A 17268-nucleotide genomic window follows, 5' to 3' on the forward strand; every position below is an offset into this window, starting at 1 on the left:
CGGGTCGGGCCTTTTGTATTTTCCGGAGCCCGCATGCCTGCCCCTACCTCGCGCGTCTCGCGCCTGCGCTTCCTCCCGCTGGTGGCCGCCCTCGGCTGCGCCACGTCCACCACCCCCACGGCCCCCTTCCCGGCGGACGCCCGGAGCGCCACCGCCCCGGCCGCCCCCGTGACGAAGCAGGCCCTGGGCGCGCTGAAGGCGGAGCTGGTCGCGAAGCACGGCGAGGCGCAGCGGGCCCGCATCGAGCGCGGGGTGGAGCAGGTGGCTTCGCTGTGGCGCGCGGACGACGGGGACCTGCCGGCCTTCGTGCGCGAGCAGTTCCTGCCGGAGGGCCCCCAACTGGACGCGACGTTCCGGCGGATGGAGGGGCTGTTCGAACAGTTCGACGGGCACATGAACGAGCTGGGCCGGGAGCTCCAGTGGTTCACGGATCTGGACCTGGGGCCGCTGTTGCCGGTGGAGCCGCTGCTGGCGGCGTACGACCCTTCCTCCAACGTCACGTCGGACCTGTTCCAGGCGAAGCCGGGCTTCGTCGCGCTGCTCAACTTCCCGCTCACCACGCTGGAGGAGCGGGTGAAGGCGGGCCCCACGTGGACGCGGCGGCAGTGGGCGGAGGCGAAGCTGGCCTCGCGCTTCAACCGGCGCGTGCCGGCGGAGGTGGAGCAGCAGGTGTCCAAGGCCATCGCGGCCGCGAACCTCTACATCGCTGAGTACAACGTCTGGATGCACCACCTGGTGGACGCGAAGGGCCAGCGCCTGTTCCCCAAGGGCCTGCGGCTCATCAGCCACTGGAACCTGCGCGATGAGCTGAAGGCGGACTACACGGACGCGGCGGGGCTCGCGAAGCAGCGGATGATCGTCCAGGTGATGGAGCGCATCGTCACCCAGTCCATTCCCGCCGCCGTCATCGACAACCCGCGCGTGGACTGGGATCCGTTCACCAACGCGGTGACGGTGGCCCCGCCGGAGTCGGTGGAGCCGAACGCGCCGGACCGGCCCGCGAAGGCGGACGTCGCGCCGGAGCCGGACACGCGCTACGCGCGGCTGCTCGCCACGTTCCAGGCCTCGAGGCGCGCGGATCCGTATTCGCCGGTGGCCCCCACGCGCATCGCGCGCAGCTTCGAACTGGAGCGAGGCCTGCCGGAGGCGCGGGTGCGCGCGCTGCTCACACAGCTGCTCTCATCGCCGCTGGTGCCGCGCGTGGCGAAGCTCATCGAGTCCCGGCTGGGCCGCCCGCTGGAGCCGCAGGACCTCTGGTACCCCGGCTTCCGTCCGGGCGCGAAGATGCCGGAGGCGCAGTTGAATGCGCTGACGCGCAAGCGCTACCCCACGGCGGAGGCGTTCGCGCGCGACATCCCCCGCATCCTCCAGGGCCTGGGCTTCACGCGGGAGAAGGCGGACGTGCTCGCGTCGTACATCCGCGTGGATGCGTCCCGAGGCGCGGGCCATGCGCAGCCGGCGCTGCGCCGGGGGGACTTCCCGCGCCTGCGCACGCGCGTGGAGCCGGGGGGCATGGACTACAAGGGCTACAACATCGCGGTGCACGAGCTGGGGCACAACGTGGAGCAGGTCTTCAGCCTGTACAACGTGGACCACACGCTCTTGTCCGGGGTGCCCAACAACGCCTTTACCGAAGCGCTCGCGTTCGTCTTCCAGGCGCGTGACCTGGAGCTCCTGGGCCTGGGCAAGCCCGACGCGGCGAGCGAGCGCGAGCGGGTGCTCAACGACTTCTGGCAGTCCTGGGAGATCGCTGGCGTGGCGTTGGTGGACATGGCCACGTGGCACTGGATGTACGAACACCCGGACGCCACGCCCGCCGAGCTTCGCGACGCGGTGGCGCAGGTGTCGCGCGACGTGTGGAACCAGTACTACGCGCCGGTGCTGGGGCGGAAGGACAGCCCGCTGCTGGGCATCTACAGCCACATGATCAGCTACCCGCTGTACCTGCCGGACTACCCGCTCGGGCACCTCATCGCCTTCCAGATCGAAGAGCACCTGAAGAAGCATGGCCCCCTGGGCGCGGAGTTCGAACGCATGGCCATCTTCGGGTCCGTCACGCCCGACGAATGGATGCGCAACGCCACCGGAGCCCCCGTCAGCGCGGAGTCGTTGTTGCGCGCCACTGCCGCGGCCCTGTGATATCCGGGCCTTTCTTCATTCACCCCTACTGAAGGAATGGCCATGAATCCTATTTTCCGTGCGGTACTGCTGGGCTCGCTGTCGACGGTGGTCGGCTGTGCTTCGATGAAGGGTGGCACGAAGCCGGAGCCCACCGAGCCGACTCCCGTGGCGTCGCTGGTCGACAACTGTGATCCCACGCAGAAGGAGATCGCGAAGGAGGGCGACGCGCTGGCGAGCCCCTACGGCATCGACCAGCACGTGGCGAAGAACTTCGCGAACGGCAAGGTGTCCTGGCTGATGACGGACAGCGCGTACCAGAAGTTCGTGGTGCAGACGGGCGCGAAGAACTTCGGCCGCTGCAACGACGTGGCCTGCTACCTGTTCGCGGCGCCGTCGGAGACCATCCAGGGCGCGGTGGAGAAGTCGAAGACGGCGGACGGGAAGCATGATCCGGCGGTGCTGGGCCAGGCGCTGGGCCTGCCGGCGAAGAACTTCGAAGGCCCGCTGCGGATGATGACGCTGGACCTGGCGGACCGGAAGGTCTGCGCGCGGCTGCCGGTGGACGCGGACCCTGGCGTGTGGAAGTGCACCACGCCCGAGGACAAGGACTGCTTCAAGTTCGGCGGCTACACGTCGGGTGGCGTGCCGGAGATCATGGTCATCAACGCCCCGGTGGCGGACGCCCAGGTGGCGGAAATCCCGTGAGTGACGAGGAGGTGCTCCTCCAGAGCCCGCTCCTGTACCGCGTGCTGCGCGACAGGAGCGGGGCGCTGTCCATCGAGGTGGTGGTGGGCGGCATCGTCCAGTTCGAAGTGCGCGTGCTCCTGAACGAAGAGGAGTCCGAGTCCTTCGCGCGGGAGGGGCGTGCCTTCGCGGACCGGCTGGCCCAGGCCATCATGGCGGACCCGCCTTTCGGCGGACGTTCGGTGCGCTCGCCGGTGTGACGTGGATGCGGGGGCCCGCGCGACGCGGGCCCCCGGGGTGTCGAGCGGTGGGACCTACTGTCCGACGGCGGTGTTGCCGGGCACTTCCACCAGCTCCACCTCGAACTGGAGCACGGCGCCCACGGGGATGCGCGAACCGGAAGGCGGACGGTCGCCGTAGGCGGTGTTGGCGGGGCAGGTGAGCTTCGCCTTGCCGCCGACCTTCATCTTCTGCACGCCCTGGGTCCAGCAGGCGATGACGCCGTTGAGCGGGAACTCCACCGGCACGCCGCGCTTGAAGGAGCTGTCGAACTCCGTGCCGTCGACGAGGGTGCCCCGGTAGTGCACCTTCACTGTGTCGGTAGCGCGCGGGCTCTTGCCGGTGCCGGCCGTCAGCTCACGGTAGAGGACGCCGGAGGGCAGCTTCGTGGTGCCGGGCTCCTTCGCGGCGCGCTCCAGCGTGGCCACGTTGGCCTGGGCCAGACGGTTCTTGGCGAGCGCCTGGACCCGGGGCGAGAGTTCCTTGGGGTCCACATCGGGCGCGGCGCTGGTGAGCGCATCCTGGAGCCCGCGCTGGAGGATCTGGATCTCCTCGGGCGTGAGGGCGAGCGCCGTCACGTTCTGGCCCAGCGACACTCCGAGCGAATAGATCGTCTTCTGGTCGTCCGTCTTGAGTTCCAGGGGGGCCGCGGCGGGCGCCTTGGCTTCGGCCGAGGCGGCCGGCTTGGAGGTCTTCGTCGAGGTCTGTGCCAGGGCGAAGCCCGGAGCGCCAAGCGCCAGCACCAGGGCCGCCATCCACTGCGTACGCATGCTTCCGCCTTTCACGAGAATGGGCGGGACTATAGGGCCCCTCATGCGTCACCGGTCATCCTTGGCGAACGTGCGCGGGCAGACCGCGGGCACAGGTCCGCGCGAAGAATCCAGCGAGCGGAAAAAACATGGCGCATGCAGCCCGGCCTACCGTGCCTGGAGCGCGCCGTTTTCTTGCGCGCATGACGACTGACCGTACTGTGCCTCCAGGTCGCTGCACCCCCGCAGCAACCTGTTGCACCAGCCGGAGGTCATGAGCCAATGAGCGAGAAGCGGAAGGCCAATCGAGCGCCCCTGGACATCTACCTCAACAAGTACATGGGCGGCGTGCCGTACATGACCCGCGCCGCGGACATCAGCCAGGAAGGCGTCAGCCTGTCGCGCCTCATCGAGCCCCAGCACGAAGCGCGTCGCGTGGGCCTCCAGTTCCAGCTCCCCGGCTCCGAGGAGATCATCTACGCCGAGGGTGAAGTCGTACGCGAGTGGAAGGAGTTGGGCCGCCGCGAGCAGTCGGGCGTGCGTTTCACCCTGCTCACCGAGCGGCACCGCAAGATGATCGACGCCTACGTCGACCGTCACGCGAACGAGAACTGACGCTCGGCGTTACCCTGCGGGTGTGCCACCGCGCTTACGCGGTGCCACCGGCGGTTCGCGGTGCGCACGGAAGTCGGGTCCAGTGGATCCGCCCGTGCCCCGGGTTGCCTTGACTTCGCGCGGAGTGGCCCCCTTGAATGACCGGAGTGGTTTCCTGTGCGCTCGCCGCATCTTCGGCGACAGCGGGAGGAGTGCTCCGTGAGGCGTTCGCTGTGGGGTTTGTTGCTGGTCGTGCCGCTGACGGCGCTGGGCCAGGGCAAGGACACGCAGGTCGCCGCACCCGCCGCGCCCGCCTCGGGCGAAGCCGCGCGCACGCTCGCCAGCGCCGGCATCAACTGGGAAGGCCAGATCCTGCGCGCCACGGGCGCTGGGGCCCCGGACCTGAAGGCGGCCAATCCCGCGCAGGCGCGACTTGGCGCCGAACGTGCCGCGAAGTTGGACGCGTTCCGCAACCTGCTGGAGCAGGCCAAGGGCATCCAGGTGAGCGCGGGCCGCACCGTGGCCGACGAGTGGGCACGCGATGAGGTGAAGGGCCGCGTTGAAGGCGCCATCAAGGGCTACAAGGTCGTGGCCCGGCGGTACTTCTCCGACAGTGGCGTGGAGCTGGACGTGGAGGTGCCCCTGGCAGCGCTCTCCGCGGCGCTGACGCCCGCGCAGGACGCGGTCATCGTGCTCAATGCCGAAGGCGCGAAGAAGTACACGGGGCTCGTGGTGGACGCGCGCGGCCTGGGCCTGAAGCCGGTGCTCGCGCCCCGTCTGGTGGACGCGGCCGGCAAGCCGCTCTACAGCGCGACGGTGCTCACCGAGGAGGCGCGCGGTGCCACAGGCGTGGCGGCCTGGTTCGAGAACCTGGATGCCGCCAAGAAGGCCACGCTGGTGGGCGACAAGCCGCTCGTGGTGAAGGCCGCGCAACTCCAGGGCTCCGATCTGGTCCTCGACGCGGAAGGGGCTCGCACGCTCACCGAGGCGAACACGCGGTTCCTGGCCGAGGGCCGGGTCGCCATCGTCACGCAGTAGCCGCCCGGTTTCGCGGCGGACCAAGGAACGCCGATGCTCCTGCAACGCTCCGTGCTCTGCCTGTTCCTTGCGCTGACGGTCGGCTGCGCGGCGAAGCAGGAGCAGCCGGCGACGGTGGCCCGGGCGCGGGAGCTGATGGCCTCGGCCGGAGGCAAGCGCGGCGACCTGGTACTCCGGTGCGAACCCGCGGACGCCGAGGTGTTGCTGGACGGGGTGCAGCAGGGCCTGTGCAGCGACTTCTCCAGCGTGTCCCGCAGCCTGCGGTTGAGCGACGCGGGCTTCCATCAGGTGGAAGTGAAGAAGCGGGGCTTCTGGCCCTACACGACCTACTACGAGCCCAGCGGGGCGCGGGTGACGCTGAAGGTCAAGCTGCGTCCGGTCGTGCCCGAGGCAGGGAGCGGGACTCAGTAGAGCGATTGCGCGCGACGTGAGCGGTGCCGTTGCCGGGGCTGGCGTTCGGGGCCAGGAAGGAGCGCACCCAGGTGCCGGGGCCCCAGGTGTCGCTGGAGCAGTGGACGGAAGAGTCCGTTCCGCTCCAGTCGGACCGGCACAGGGGAACGCGGAGCTGGGCAACCACGAAGGTCGGTGCCCTGGTCCGCAAGGTGGCGGGCGACCGCTTTGGACCGTTCGTGAATCGCAATCCGGGACCGAAGACACCGTAGGATGGGAGGGGACAGGGAGGCGGTCATCGGACGTCGCAAGAGAGGCAGTGAGCGCGCGGTGAAGGTCCTCCAGCAGGCCCCCGCCCCGGAAATCTCCCCCGTGCTGCACGTCGTGCACCCGGAGCCGGTGCCCCCGGCTGGAGATCCGGCGGCGCTGGACGAAGCGGCGGCGCGTCGGGTGGATCTGGTGTGGTCCGGCGCGATGGTGGGCTCGCTGGCCCTGGTGTTCGCGCTCCTGTCGGTGTTCGGCGGGGTGGCGGTGCCGGTGCTGCTGGCGCTGACGGGCGCGTACGCGTTCAACCCGGTGGTGACGCTGCTGGAGAAGCGCGGCCTGGATCGCACGCTGGGCACGTCGCTGCTCTTCGTCGCTGGCACGTTGCTGATGGTGGGCGCGGGCCTGTACCTGGTCCCGGTGTTCCGTGACGAGGCGGCGAAGCTGCCCGGCTTCTTCACGCGGGCCAGCACCCAGGTGGTGCCGCAGGTGGAGTCGCTGCTGGGCATGTCGCTGCCGGAGCTGGTGAGCCAGCGCACCGCGGAGCTGGGTGAGAAGGCCTCCGAGCTGCTCCAGAGCGCGGGCCCCACGGCGGCGCGGCTCGTCGCGAGCTTCGCCGGCAACACCGCGCGCTTCGTGGCCACGCTGCTGGGCCTGTCGGTGGTGCCGGTGCTGGCGTTCTTCTTCCTCCAGGACTACCCGCGCCTCATGGGGAGCATCAAGGACCTGCTGCCTCGCCGCTCGGTGGCGCTGGTGAGCCAGCGCTTCCGCGAGGTGGACGAGGTGCTGTCCGCCTTCGTTCAGGGCCAGCTCGCGGTGGGCGCCATCCTGTCGGTCATCTACGCGGTGGGCCTGTCCGTGGCCCGCATCGACCTGGCCATCGCCATCGGCCTCATCGCGGGCTTCGGCAACATGGTGCCGTACCTGGGCACCGGCATCGGCGTGGTGCTCGCGATGATGGGCGTGCTGCTGTCGTGGCAGGGGCCGTGGCAGCTCGCGGTGGTGGCGGCGACCTTCGTGGTGGGGCAGATGCTGGAGGGCTTCGTCATCACCCCGCGCGTCGTGGGCGAGAAGGTGGGCCTGTCCGCCGTGGCGGTCATCCTCGCGGTGCTCGCGTTCGGGGAGCTGTTCGGCTTCGTGGGCATCCTGCTGGCGGTGCCGGCCAGCGCCATCCTCAAGGTCGTCCTGAGCGTGGTCATCCAGCGCTACCGCCGCACCGACCTCTACAAGGGGGGAGCTGGCGGTCCGTGACGAAGCTGGAGCAACTGCACCAGGAGATCATCGCGTGCCGGGCCTGCCCCAGGCTCGTGGAGTGGCGCGAAGAGGTGGCCCGGGTGAAGCGTCGGGCCTACCGGGACTGGGAGTACTGGGGCAGGGCTGTCCCCGGTTTCGGGGATCCGAACGCCCGGCTGATCATCGTGGGGTTGGCCCCCGCGGCGCACGGCGCCAACCGGACGGGTCGGTACTTCACCGGGGACCGCTCCGGGGAGTTCCTCATGGCGGGCCTGCACCGCGCGGGCTTCGCCAACCAGTCCCGGAGCGACCGCATCGACGACGGGCTCAAGCTGACGGACGCCTTCATCGTCGCCGCCGCCCGGTGCGCCCCGCCGGACAACAAGCCCCTGCCGGAGGAGCTGGCCCGGTGCGCTCCGTTCCTGGATCGGGAGATGGCGCTGCTGCCCGGCCGGGTGCTGCTCGCCCTGGGGGCCATCGGTTGGAACGCCGCGCTGGCGTCGGCGACCCGCACGGGCGGCGTCATCCCTCCGCCCCGGCCTGCCTTCGGCCATGGTGCCGAGTTCCGGCTGCCAGACGGCCGGTGGCTCGTGGGCAGCTACCACGTCAGCCAGCAGAACACCCAGACGGGGAGGCTCACGCCCGCCATGTTCGACGCCGTGACGAAGCGGATCCGGGTGTTGTTGGATGAAGGGAAGTAGGGCGGGGCCGCGCGCGTTGGGCTGGGGAACAAGAAGCCCCCGTGTTCGTGTTTCCTTGACAGGTGTGGGAGCCCGCTGTTATTCCCCGCGCCATCCGCACGACGGGTCGTTAGCTCAGCGGTAGAGCACTACCTTGACACGGTAGGGGTCAGTGGTTCGATCCCACTACGACCCATCACAGTAAGCGTTCCATCTCGCGGGCGGCAGGCTTCCAAAGAGCCTGCCGCCCGTGGTTTTTCCAGCGCAGGGGTTTTCAAGCCATGTCCGAATCCATCACGGTGACGCTCCCCGACGGCAGCCAGAAGCAGACGCCTCGCGGGACGACCATCGCGGACTTCGTGAAGGGCAGCATCGGTGTGGGGCTCGCGAAGGCGGCCCTGTTCGCCCGGGTGAACGGCCAGGACGTGGACCTGTCGCGCCCGCTGGACGAGGACGCGAAGCTCCAGATCTTCACGCCCAAGAGCCCGGAAGGGTTGGATCTGATCCGCCACGACGCCGCGCACGTGGTCGCCAGCGCCGTGCAGCGGCTGTTCCCCGGCACGCAGGTGACCATCGGTCCGTCGACGGAGGAGGGCTTCTACTACGACTTCTTCCGCGAGAAGCCCTTCACGCCGGAGGAGCTGGAGAAGATTGAAGCGGCCGCCAACGCGGAGCTCAAGCAGGACGCCGCCTTCGTCCGCACGGAGATCTCCATGGAGGACGCCGTGCGTCTCTTCGAGGGGAAGGGCGAGACCTTCAAGGTGGAGATCGTCAAGGACATCGCCGCCAAGGGCGCGAAGACGCTGACGCTCTACACCCACGGTGACTGGGTGGACTTCTGCCTGGGGCCCCACGCGCCCAGCACGGGGAAGATCGGCGTCATCAAGATCCTCTCCTCCAGCGGCGCCTACTGGCGCGGCGACCACCGCAACCCGATGCTCCAGCGCGTGTACGGCACGGCGTTCTTCGACAAGAAGGCGCTGGATGCGTACATGACGCGCATCGAGGAAGCGAAGAAGCGCGATCACCGCAAGCTGGGCAAGGAGTTGGATCTCTTCCACTTCCACCCGTACGCGCCGGGCGCGGCCTTCTGGACGCCCAAGGGCACCACGCTCTACCAGACGCTGTCGGACTGGATGCGCTCGCTCACGTCCGGTGACGGCTACGTGGAGATCAAGACGCCCCTGATGTTCAACAAGGGGCTGTGGGAGACCAGCGGCCACTGGGGCAAGTACAAGGAGAACATGTTCCTGGTGCTCGACAGCGAGTCCGGCGAGCACGACTTCTCCCTCAAGCCGATGAACTGCCCGTCGCACCACCTGTTCTACGGCTTCAAGAAGCACAGCTACCGCGACCTGCCCCTGCGCCTGCACACCCAGGACGTGCTGCACCGCAACGAGGCGGCGGGTTCCCTGGGCGGCCTCACCCGCGTGCGCCAGTTCGCGCAGGACGACGCGCACATCTACTGCACGGAGGCCCAGATCACCGACGAGGTGCGGCGCTTCGTGAAGCTGCTGGATCGCGTCTACAAGGCGGTGGGCCTCACCTACGCGGTGAAGCTGTCCACGCGCCCCGTGCAGCGCCTGGGGGATGACTCCCTCTGGGATCGCGCCGAGGACGGCCTCAAGGCCGCGCTGGAGTCGCTGGGCCTGGAGTACGAGCTGGCCCCGGGCGACGGCGCCTTCTACGGCCCGAAGATCGACTTCGCGGTGTCGGACAGCATCGGCCGCCGGTGGCAGCTGGGCACCATGCAGTTGGACTACCTGGCCCCGGAGCGCTTCGACCTGACGTACGTGGGCGAGGACAACGCCCCGCACCGTCCGGTCGTCCTCCACCGCGCCATCTTCGGCTCCTTCGAGCGCTTCACCGCCATCCTCATCGAGCACTTCGCCGGCGCGTTCCCGGCGTGGCTCGCCCCGGTGCAGGCGACGCTCGTGTACGTGGCGGACCGTCAACTGGACTACGCCCGCAAGGTGCGTGACGACCTGCGCGCCAAGGGCTACCGGGTGGAGCTGGACGAGCGCGGCATCACGCTCAACGCGAAGATCCGCGAGGCCCAGATCCAGAAGATCCCGTTCACCCTCGTCGTGGGTGACAACGAGGTGGAAGCCGGCGCCGTGTCCCCCCGTCGCTACGGCGGCGAGGACCTCAAGTCGATGAAGATGGCCGACTTCGAGGCGCTGCTGGCGAAGGAAGCGGCCCTGCCCTGACTTGGGGTAGGGATTTGTAGGGACGGGTAGTGCGAGGGGTGGCGGTGGTTTCAGCGGTCGCTGTAGGAAACGCTACCCCCCTCGCCCCGAAAGAGTGATAGACGCTTCCGCTCAAAGCGTCCGCGAACCGTGTGTCGTGGACCGCCGTCAGCCGCGATGGCTGCCGTGCCGACAGGAAGCAGAAGGAAGGACTGGGACCATGCCCAAGTTGAAGACCCGCAGCAGCGCGAAGAAGCGCTTCCAGGTGAAGAAGAGCGGCCAGGTGAAGTTCGGCAAGGCCTTCAGCAAGCACCTGTTCACCTTCTCCAAGACGGCCAAGCAGAAGCGCGGCAACCGGGGTACCGGTCACCTGCGCGACATGGACGCGAAGAAGGTCATCAAGGAGCTGTTCCCCTACGGGGCCTGAGTTTTTCCTCGGGCTTGGACCATCCGTGAGTCCTGGCGGAGCGGCGTGAGGCCGGCACCCCAGGGTCACCTTCAAGAAGTCAGGAGTGTGTCATGCGCGTCAAAAAGGGATTCAAGGCTCGTCGTCGTCGTAATCGCATTCTCAAGCTGGCCAAGGGTTTCCGCGGCCGCCGCAAGAATTGCTACAAGCGCGCCAACCAGGCCGTGGAACGCGCCCTGGACTACGCCACCCGCGACCGCGCGGTGCGCAAGCGCAACTTCCGCTCACTGTGGATCGTCCGTATCAACGCGGCGGCTCGCACGGTGGGTCTGTCGTACTCGAAGCTGATCGCCGGTCTGGCGAAGGCGAAGATCGGCCTGGATCGCAAGGTCCTGTCCGACATGGCCATCGCGGATCCCGCGGGCTTTGCCGCCGTCGCCAACATCGCGAAGGCAGCCTGAGACCCGGCCGGCTCCTGAAGCCGGCCCCCTGAAGACAAACGGGCTGCCTCCAACACGGGGGCGGCCCTCTTTTTTTGCCCGGCGTCGAATGGCGCCCGGGGCGCGTAACGGAAGGCGGGAAGAGGACCATGCGAGACCGGTTGCAGGCGTTGGCGGACGCGGCGCGCCAGGAGATCGCGGGCGTGTCGGAGCCTTCTCAGGTGGAGGCGCTGCGCATCCGCTACCTGGGCAAGAAGGGCGAGCTGTCCGCCATCCTGGGCGGCATGGGCAAGCTGCCCCCGGAGGAGCGCAAGGCGCTGGGCGAGGTGGCCAACACCGTCAAGGCGGAGCTGGAGCAGCTCCTGGCGGACGCCGTGCGGCGCGCCGAGGACGCGGCGATGGAGGCCCAGCTCAAGGGCCCCAGGCTGGACGTGACGCTGCCAGGGCGCGCGGTGCTGCCCGGTGGACGGCACCCGGTGTCGCGCACGATGGAGGACATCGTCCGCACGTTCGCGCGGCTGGGGTTCGAAGTGGCCGTCGGGCCGGAGATCGAGCTCGACTACTTCAACTTCGAGGCGCTGAACCTGCCCAAGGATCACCCCGCGCGGGACATGCAGGACACGTTCTACGTGGACGAACCCACGCTGGGCCACGCGAAGAAGGCGGACAGCCCTTCGCTGTTGCGCACGCACACGTCGCCGGTGCAGGTGCGGCACATGCTGTCGCGCAAGCCGCCCATCCGCGCGGTGATGCCGGGCCGGGTGTACCGGCGCGATTCGGACATCACGCACACGCCCATGTTCCACCAGGTGGAGGGCCTGCTGGTGGACAAGGACGTGAGCTTCGCGGAGCTGAAGGGGACGCTGGACGCGTTCGTCCGGGCCTTCTTCGGTTCGGATACGCGCACGCGCTTCCGTCCGTCGTTCTTCCCCTTCACCGAGCCGTCGGCGGAGGTTGACGTCACCTGTGCCTCGTGCGGTGGCAAGGGCTGCCGCGTCTGCAAGCAGACGGGGTGGCTGGAGGTGCTGGGCAGCGGCATGGTGCACCCGAACGTCTTCACCGCGGCGGGCTACGACCCGAAGGAGGTGACGGGCTACGCGTTCGGCATGGGCGTGGAGCGCCTGGCAATGCTGCGCTACGGCATCGACGACCTGCGGATGATGTTCGAGAACGACGCACGCTTCCTCGCGCAGTTCTGATTCCAGCCGGATGGGCAAGAGGGTGGACCTGTGAAGATTTCGGTGAAGTGGCTGGGTGATTACGTGGCGCTGCCGCCGTCGGTGGACGAGCTGGCGCGCAAGCTGACCGCGGCGGGGCTGGAGATCGAAGGGGTGGAGCGCCCCGGCGAGGGCCTGCGCGGCGTGGTGGTGGCGCAGATCCGCGAGTCGGTGCAGCACCCCAACGCGGACAAGCTGTCCGTCACGCAGGTGGACATCGGCGGGTCGGCGCTGTTCCAGGTGGTGTGCGGCGCGAAGAACTTCAAGGTCGGCGACAAGGTGCCGCTGGCCACGGTGGGCGCGAAGCTGCCCAACGGCATGGAGATCAAGCAGGCCGCGCTCCGGGGCGTGGACAGCTTCGGCATGCTCTGCTCGTCCAAGGAGCTGGGCATCACCGAGGACTCGGCGGGCCTGCTCATCCTGCCCGCGGACACGAAGCTGGGCGTGCCCATCGCGGAGGCGCTGGGGCTGGATGACTCGGTGCTGGAGGTGAACGTCACGCCGAACCGGCCGGACGCGCTCTCCCACCTGGGCGTGGCGCGCGAGGTGGGCGTGGTGATGGGCGCGGCGCTCAAGGTGCCCGAGCCGAAGCCCGCGGAGTCCGGCAGGCCGGTGGCGGAGTTGGTGAAGGTGCGCATCGACGCGGCGGACCGGTGTCCTCGCTACGCTGCGCGCGTGGTGGAGAACGTCACCGTCCAGCCGTCGCCGCAGTGGATGCAGGACCGGCTGAAGGCGTGCGGCGTGCGCGCCATCAACAACGTGGTGGACGTCACCAACTTCGTGCTCCTGGAGTACGGACAGCCGCTGCACGCGTTCGACCTGGAGAAGGTGGCGGGCCAGGAGATCGTCGTGCGCACCGCGAAGGCGGGCGAGAAGCTGCGCACGCTGGATGACAAGGAGCGCACGCTGGATGCGGACGACTTGGTCATCGCGGACCGGGACCGCGCACAGGCGCTGGCGGGCGTGATGGGCGGCGGGGACAGCGAGGTGACGCAGGGCACGAAGCGCATCGTCATCGAGTCCGCGCACTTCGTGGGCTCCGGCGTGCGCCGGTCGGCGAAGCGGTACGCGCTGCACACGGAGGCGTCGCACCGCTTCGAGCGCGGAGCGGACCTGGACGCGGTACTGCCGGCGTTGGACCGGGCCGCGCAGCTCATCGCGGAGCTGTCGGGTGGCACGGTGGCGCCGGGCCGGGTGGACGTGCAGCCCTCCCCGAAGCCGCCGCGTCGGGTGACGCTGCGTTACGGGCGGGTAGAGAAGGTGCTGGGGGTGGTGGTGCCGGAGGCGGAGTGTCGGCGGATCCTCGGGGCGTTGGGGTTCAAGAACGTGGAGGACGGCGCGGGGCAGACGACGTTCGAGGTGCCCCGGGCGCGCGTGGACGTGGAGCGCGAGGAGGACCTGATGGAGGAGGTCGCCCGCGTCTTCGGCTACGACAACATCCCGGCCCGGCTGCCGCGCGGCCTGGACACCCTGGCGCCGGAGCCTGCGCAGATGGAGGCCGAGCGCCGGCTGCGCCACTCGCTGGGCGGGGTGGGGCTGAACGAGGTGGTGAACTACTCGTTCGTGGCGCCGAAGTCGCTGGAGGTGCTGGGCGGGAAGGAAGCGCCCATCGCGCTGATGAACCCGCTGAGCGTCGAGCAGTCGGTGATGCGCACCAGCCTGCTGCCGGGCCTGTTGGAGAACCTGTCGCGCAGCGTGCGCCACCAGGTGGAGACGGTGGGCCTCTACGAGACGGGCCGGGCGTACTTCCGGGACGCTCAGGGCGGGCAGGGGATGAAGCCCGCGTCCCGCGAGGTGCCGCGCGTGGCGGGGCTCGTGTGGGGCGTCCGGGGCGGCCGGAGCTGGACGCAAAAGGACGCGCGCGTGGACTTCTACGACGCGAAGGGCGCGGTGGAAGCGCTGATGCACGCGTTGCATGTGGAGGGCGCGACGTTCGCGCCGGCCGAGCCTCCGGCGTACCACCCGCGCAGCAGCGCGCAGGTGGCGCTGGCGGACGGGACGGTGCTGGGTCACGTGGGCGAGGTGCACCCTCGGGTGACGAAGGCGCTGGGGCTGCCGGAGGGCGTGTTCGTGTTCGAACTGGACACGGAGCCGCTGTACGCGGCGGCGAAGCTGGTGCCTCAGGCGGCGGGGCTGCCGAAGTACCCGGCGGTGTTGCGCGACCTGGCGGTGGTGGTGCCGGTGGAGCTGCGCAACGAGGAGGTCCGCCAGGTCATCCTGGAGGTGGGCGCGCCGCTGGTGGAGGACGCGTTGGTGTTCGACGTGTACACGGGCAAGCCCATCCCCGAGGGGAAGAAGAACCTGGCGTACGCCCTGAGGTATCGCTCGGCCGAGCGGACGCTGACCGACGTGGAGGTCACGACGGCGCACCAGCGCATCATCACCGAGGTGAACCAGCGGCTGGGGGCGGCCCTGCGCGCCTGAATTCCTGAATGAAGTCAGGACGTTGACACGGTTCGGGGAAGGCTGACACCATGCCCCGCGTTCACCGGCCAGCACGGGTGCCAGAGGACTCGCATGACGAAAGCGGACATCATCGAGGGGGTCTACGAGAAGGTCGGCTTCTCGAAGAAGGAGTCGGCGGAGATCGTCGAGCTCGTGTTCGACACCGTGAAGGAGACCCTGGAGCGCGGGGACAAGATCAAGATCTCCGGGTTCGGAAACTTCCAGGTGCGCCAGAAGAAGGCGCGCGTGGGGCGCAATCCGCAGACGGGCAAGGAGATTGAAATCAGCGCGCGTCGGGTGCTGACCTTCCGGCCGAGCCAGGTGCTCAAGAGCGCGTTGAACGGCGAGGCCCCTCCGGAGAACCACGCGGAGATCGACGCCCAGGAAGAAGCGGCGGCGGACGCGGCGGAAGCCCGGGGCGAGGACTTCGACGAGGGAATGGAAGAAGGGGACGAGTAAGTTTTCCCACGGACCCCTTCACCTCGCGCTTGACCCAGGAGTTCGGCGAGGGCATAAGGGCGCACCGTTTCACGACGGCGGTTTTCGGGGCGTAGCGCAGCCTGGTAGCGCACTTGCTTGGGGTGCAAGTGGTCGCAGGTTCAAATCCTGTCGCCCCGACCAAAATGAAGGCCCTGGAGTTTCCGGTGCAAGCCGGTGACTCCAGGGCCTTTAGTTTTTTCTGAGCCTCTTGGCACCGAGCAGTAAGCAGTGCGTGCGGACCGATCTCGGTGGAGCCTTGAGCTGCAGGCCCGAGACGGATCTCCGGAGCGCTGGCTCAGGGAGTGGGTGCCGAGCAACTCCACACTCTGTACCGTGCCGTCGAGAGCAACTTCCTCGCCCTCTGGATATACACGCCGGGTCATTACGGTGGCCACGTCACGCTGCCGCGCGCGAGCGAAACTCAGGCCCACACGGGAGCGGATGGCGGTTGTGGCTTCCTAGCCGGGGGTGCCGTGGAGGTGCATGAACTTCCCGCCGACCACTGTTGCTGGCCTACGATGTGGTGTTGGAGGTGGCTTCGTGAGGCGGCTCTGGAGTGCGTCGGATGTGCGCCCGATGGAACTGGATCAGGTCCGCTTCGGCCATGTGGCGCGTCACCTCTACCAGTCGGACGAGAAGTGGGAGCAGGTCATCCCCGCGTTGGGAAACGCGGGAGCCGCTCGCGACCGTGCGTGCAAGGCCGGTTGTGCCGAAGCCCTCCTGGAAGCACCCCATCCGGACTGCGATCGCTGCCAGCCTTCCTGTCGCGCCCATGTGCTCCAGGATCATGATGCGCTGCTGGCTCCGGCCTACCTGAATGAGGTTTCGCGCGCGGAACACCTGGGGCAGGTGGGAGCATTGCCCAGGAAGGAGGGCAGTGGACCAGGCTGGGCCTTCGTGGGGGAAGGAGGCGTGATGGTCATCGTGCGCGAGGTGGGTCGGTTGCGGCGTCCCGAGGTGAAGACCGCCTACCGCGTGGTTCCCAAGAAGGGGCACTCGCCGGAGAGCTTCCTCAAGGAAGCTCTTCACAAGCTCAGCGACAAGACGCTCTGGAAGGCGTGACCGGGATGGAACCTCAAGACTGGTTGCAGAAAGCCTTCGATGAACTGGTCGAGCTGGCCTCCCTGGCCGAAATCGACCTAGACGATGCTTGGCGCGGGATGGTCCTCATCTCGCGATTGCTGGGAAGTCCGTCCGGTCCCACGCCCCCTGCCGAGGTGCTGCGCCGTCTGCCAGCACTGAGAGAACAGGCTGGGCGGCCCGATCCGGAATCTCTGGTCGCACGCCTGTCCGAGGAGTTGGCGGCAGATGACGACGCGGAGGGCGCATTGCTGGATTCCCTGCTCGACGTCGACGACGCGCTGGGCGTTCTCTCGCTGAATGGCGATACGGATGCGGCACAGGCCTTGTCGCGGAGCGCGTCGGAACTTCTCGTGCGCTTTCCCTCGCGCGTGCGTCCCTTGGAGGACTTCGCCACGCTGCGTGGGGCGACCGTGCGTCCTGACTCGGAGGTGGCCACGCTCTGGAAGGAGGTTGCCCACGTTCCCGCGACGCCCGCCACACGTGCTCCTGCATCCGAAGGTCCCCGGCAGGACCGCTTGTCCCCAGCCCGACATCGATCCACCGTGGTGATGCGACTGCCTTCTGAAGCCTTGCGTGCCCAGGCCTGGACGGTTTCGAGCACGGTGCCCTTCCTCTCCCAGGATGGAGCGACGCAGGCCTGGCTCTATGAAGAGAGCGGACAGCTCTGGCTGGAACTGCGCGGGGCGGCTGCGCCTCCCACGAGTGCGCGCTTCGTGGTGTCGCGGCGGGGCGATGCCATCGAACGGGCCTCCTTCGAAGTCTCCCTGGAGACTTCTGGAAACACTGCCTACGCCGACCTGGGTCCCATCGTGGGGCAGGGCAACCGCCTGCACGCGCTCCTGGCCCAGGCTGGTCTGGCCCGCGAGGAGGCCGATCTGCGACTCGTGGTGATGAATGACCCCTGAGGACTTCTCGTTTGCATCCCTCCTGGATGGGCCTGTCGAGCACCTCTTCCATCCAGCGGAAAACCGGCGGC

Annotated in this window: 16 protein-coding genes, 2 tRNA genes and 1 pseudogene; 18 read left to right on the forward strand and 1 reads right to left on the reverse strand. The window is 68.7% G+C overall.

Annotated elements, in window-relative coordinates; genetic code table 11:
- Window positions 1–33 precede the first annotated feature (33 nt).
- The 3 genes from OV208_RS37310 to OV208_RS37320 are packed head-to-tail and all read left to right on the forward strand — an operon-like array spanning window position 34 to window position 3065.
- Window positions 34–2139: a hypothetical protein gene (locus OV208_RS37310; protein WP_267578722.1), complete on the forward strand. Its 2106-nt coding sequence runs from the start codon at window positions 34–36 to the stop codon at window positions 2137–2139.
- Window positions 2140–2181: 42 nt separating this feature from the next.
- Window positions 2182–2826 carry a hypothetical protein gene (locus tag OV208_RS37315; RefSeq protein ID WP_267578723.1) on the forward strand — a complete coding sequence of 215 codons (645 nt, stop codon included), beginning with the start codon at window positions 2182–2184 and terminating at the stop codon, window positions 2824–2826.
- The gene (locus OV208_RS37320; protein WP_267578724.1) at window positions 2823–3065 is read left to right on the forward strand and encodes a hypothetical protein; all 243 of its coding nucleotides are present in this window, start codon (window positions 2823–2825) and stop codon (window positions 3063–3065) included. Before OV208_RS37315 ends, OV208_RS37320 begins: the two co-directional genes overlap by 4 nt.
- A 54-nt stretch (window positions 3066–3119) precedes the next feature.
- On the opposite strand, the gene OV208_RS37325 is transcribed toward OV208_RS37320, so the two are convergent.
- Window positions 3120–3854: an FKBP-type peptidyl-prolyl cis-trans isomerase gene (locus tag OV208_RS37325; protein WP_267578725.1), complete on the reverse strand. Its 735-nt coding sequence runs from the start codon at window positions 3852–3854 to the stop codon at window positions 3120–3122.
- A gap of 261 nt (window positions 3855–4115) precedes the next feature.
- On the opposite strand from OV208_RS37325, the gene OV208_RS37330 reads away from it, so the two are divergent.
- The 15 genes and pseudogenes from OV208_RS37330 to OV208_RS37400 all read left to right on the forward strand — a co-directional run bounded on the left by OV208_RS37330 (window position 4116) and on the right by OV208_RS37400 (window position 17197).
- Window positions 4116–4448, forward strand: coding sequence for a PilZ domain-containing protein (locus tag OV208_RS37330; RefSeq protein ID WP_120530970.1), 333 nt, complete (start codon window positions 4116–4118; stop codon window positions 4446–4448).
- A gap of 198 nt (window positions 4449–4646) precedes the next feature.
- Window positions 4647–5465: an LPP20 family lipoprotein gene (locus tag OV208_RS37335; protein ID WP_267578726.1), complete on the forward strand. Its 819-nt coding sequence runs from the start codon at window positions 4647–4649 to the stop codon at window positions 5463–5465.
- 33 nt (window positions 5466–5498) lie between these two features.
- The gene (locus tag OV208_RS37340; protein ID WP_267578727.1) at window positions 5499–5876 is read left to right on the forward strand and encodes a PEGA domain-containing protein; all 378 of its coding nucleotides are present in this window, start codon (window positions 5499–5501) and stop codon (window positions 5874–5876) included.
- A gap of 252 nt (window positions 5877–6128) precedes the next feature.
- On the forward strand, window positions 6129–7370 hold the full coding sequence (locus tag OV208_RS37345; protein ID WP_267578728.1) for an AI-2E family transporter: 1242 nt from the start codon (window positions 6129–6131) through the stop codon (window positions 7368–7370).
- A complete protein-coding gene (locus OV208_RS37350; RefSeq protein WP_267578729.1) occupies window positions 7367–8053 on the forward strand; it encodes a uracil-DNA glycosylase in 687 nt (228 codons plus the stop codon). The genes OV208_RS37345 and OV208_RS37350 overlap by 4 nt, the downstream gene beginning before the upstream one ends.
- 103 nt (window positions 8054–8156) lie before the next feature.
- Window positions 8157–8228 (forward strand) — tRNA-Val (locus OV208_RS37355).
- 85 nt (window positions 8229–8313) lie between these two features.
- Complete coding sequence (gene thrS, locus OV208_RS37360; RefSeq protein ID WP_267578730.1) at window positions 8314–10242, forward strand: threonine--tRNA ligase; 1929 nt, start codon at window positions 8314–8316, stop codon at window positions 10240–10242.
- A 199-nt stretch (window positions 10243–10441) separates the two neighbouring features.
- Entirely contained in the window at window positions 10442–10648 is a 207-nt protein-coding gene (gene rpmI, locus OV208_RS37365) for a 50S ribosomal protein L35 (RefSeq protein WP_267578731.1), read from the forward strand.
- 92 nt (window positions 10649–10740) lie between these two features.
- Window positions 10741–11088, forward strand: a complete 348-nt coding sequence (rplT, locus tag OV208_RS37370; protein WP_120530963.1) for a 50S ribosomal protein L20 — start codon at window positions 10741–10743, stop codon at window positions 11086–11088.
- Window positions 11089–11216: 128 nt separating this feature from the next.
- Window positions 11217–12266 carry a phenylalanine--tRNA ligase subunit alpha gene (pheS, locus tag OV208_RS37375; RefSeq protein WP_267578732.1) on the forward strand — a complete coding sequence of 350 codons (1050 nt, stop codon included), beginning with the start codon at window positions 11217–11219 and terminating at the stop codon, window positions 12264–12266.
- Window positions 12267–12296: 30 nt separating this feature from the next.
- A complete protein-coding gene (gene pheT, locus OV208_RS37380) occupies window positions 12297–14708 on the forward strand; it encodes a phenylalanine--tRNA ligase subunit beta (RefSeq protein ID WP_267578733.1) in 2412 nt (803 codons plus the stop codon).
- Between the two features lie 93 nt (window positions 14709–14801).
- Window positions 14802–15080 (forward strand): annotated as a pseudogene (locus OV208_RS37385) (integration host factor subunit alpha); the annotation flags it as partial.
- Window positions 15081–15273: 193 nt separating this feature from the next.
- Window positions 15274–15350, forward strand: a tRNA-Pro gene (locus tag OV208_RS37390).
- A 399-nt stretch (window positions 15351–15749) separates the two neighbouring features.
- The gene (locus OV208_RS37395; RefSeq protein WP_267578734.1) at window positions 15750–16271 is read left to right on the forward strand and encodes a hypothetical protein; all 522 of its coding nucleotides are present in this window, start codon (window positions 15750–15752) and stop codon (window positions 16269–16271) included.
- A 5-nt stretch (window positions 16272–16276) separates the two neighbouring features.
- Complete coding sequence (locus OV208_RS37400) at window positions 16277–17197, forward strand: hypothetical protein (protein WP_267578735.1); 921 nt, start codon at window positions 16277–16279, stop codon at window positions 17195–17197.
- Window positions 17198–17268: the final 71 nt, after the last annotated feature.

Source organism: Corallococcus sp. bb12-1, from assembly GCF_026626765.1.
GTDB lineage: Bacteria > Myxococcota > Myxococcia > Myxococcales > Myxococcaceae > Corallococcus > Corallococcus terminator.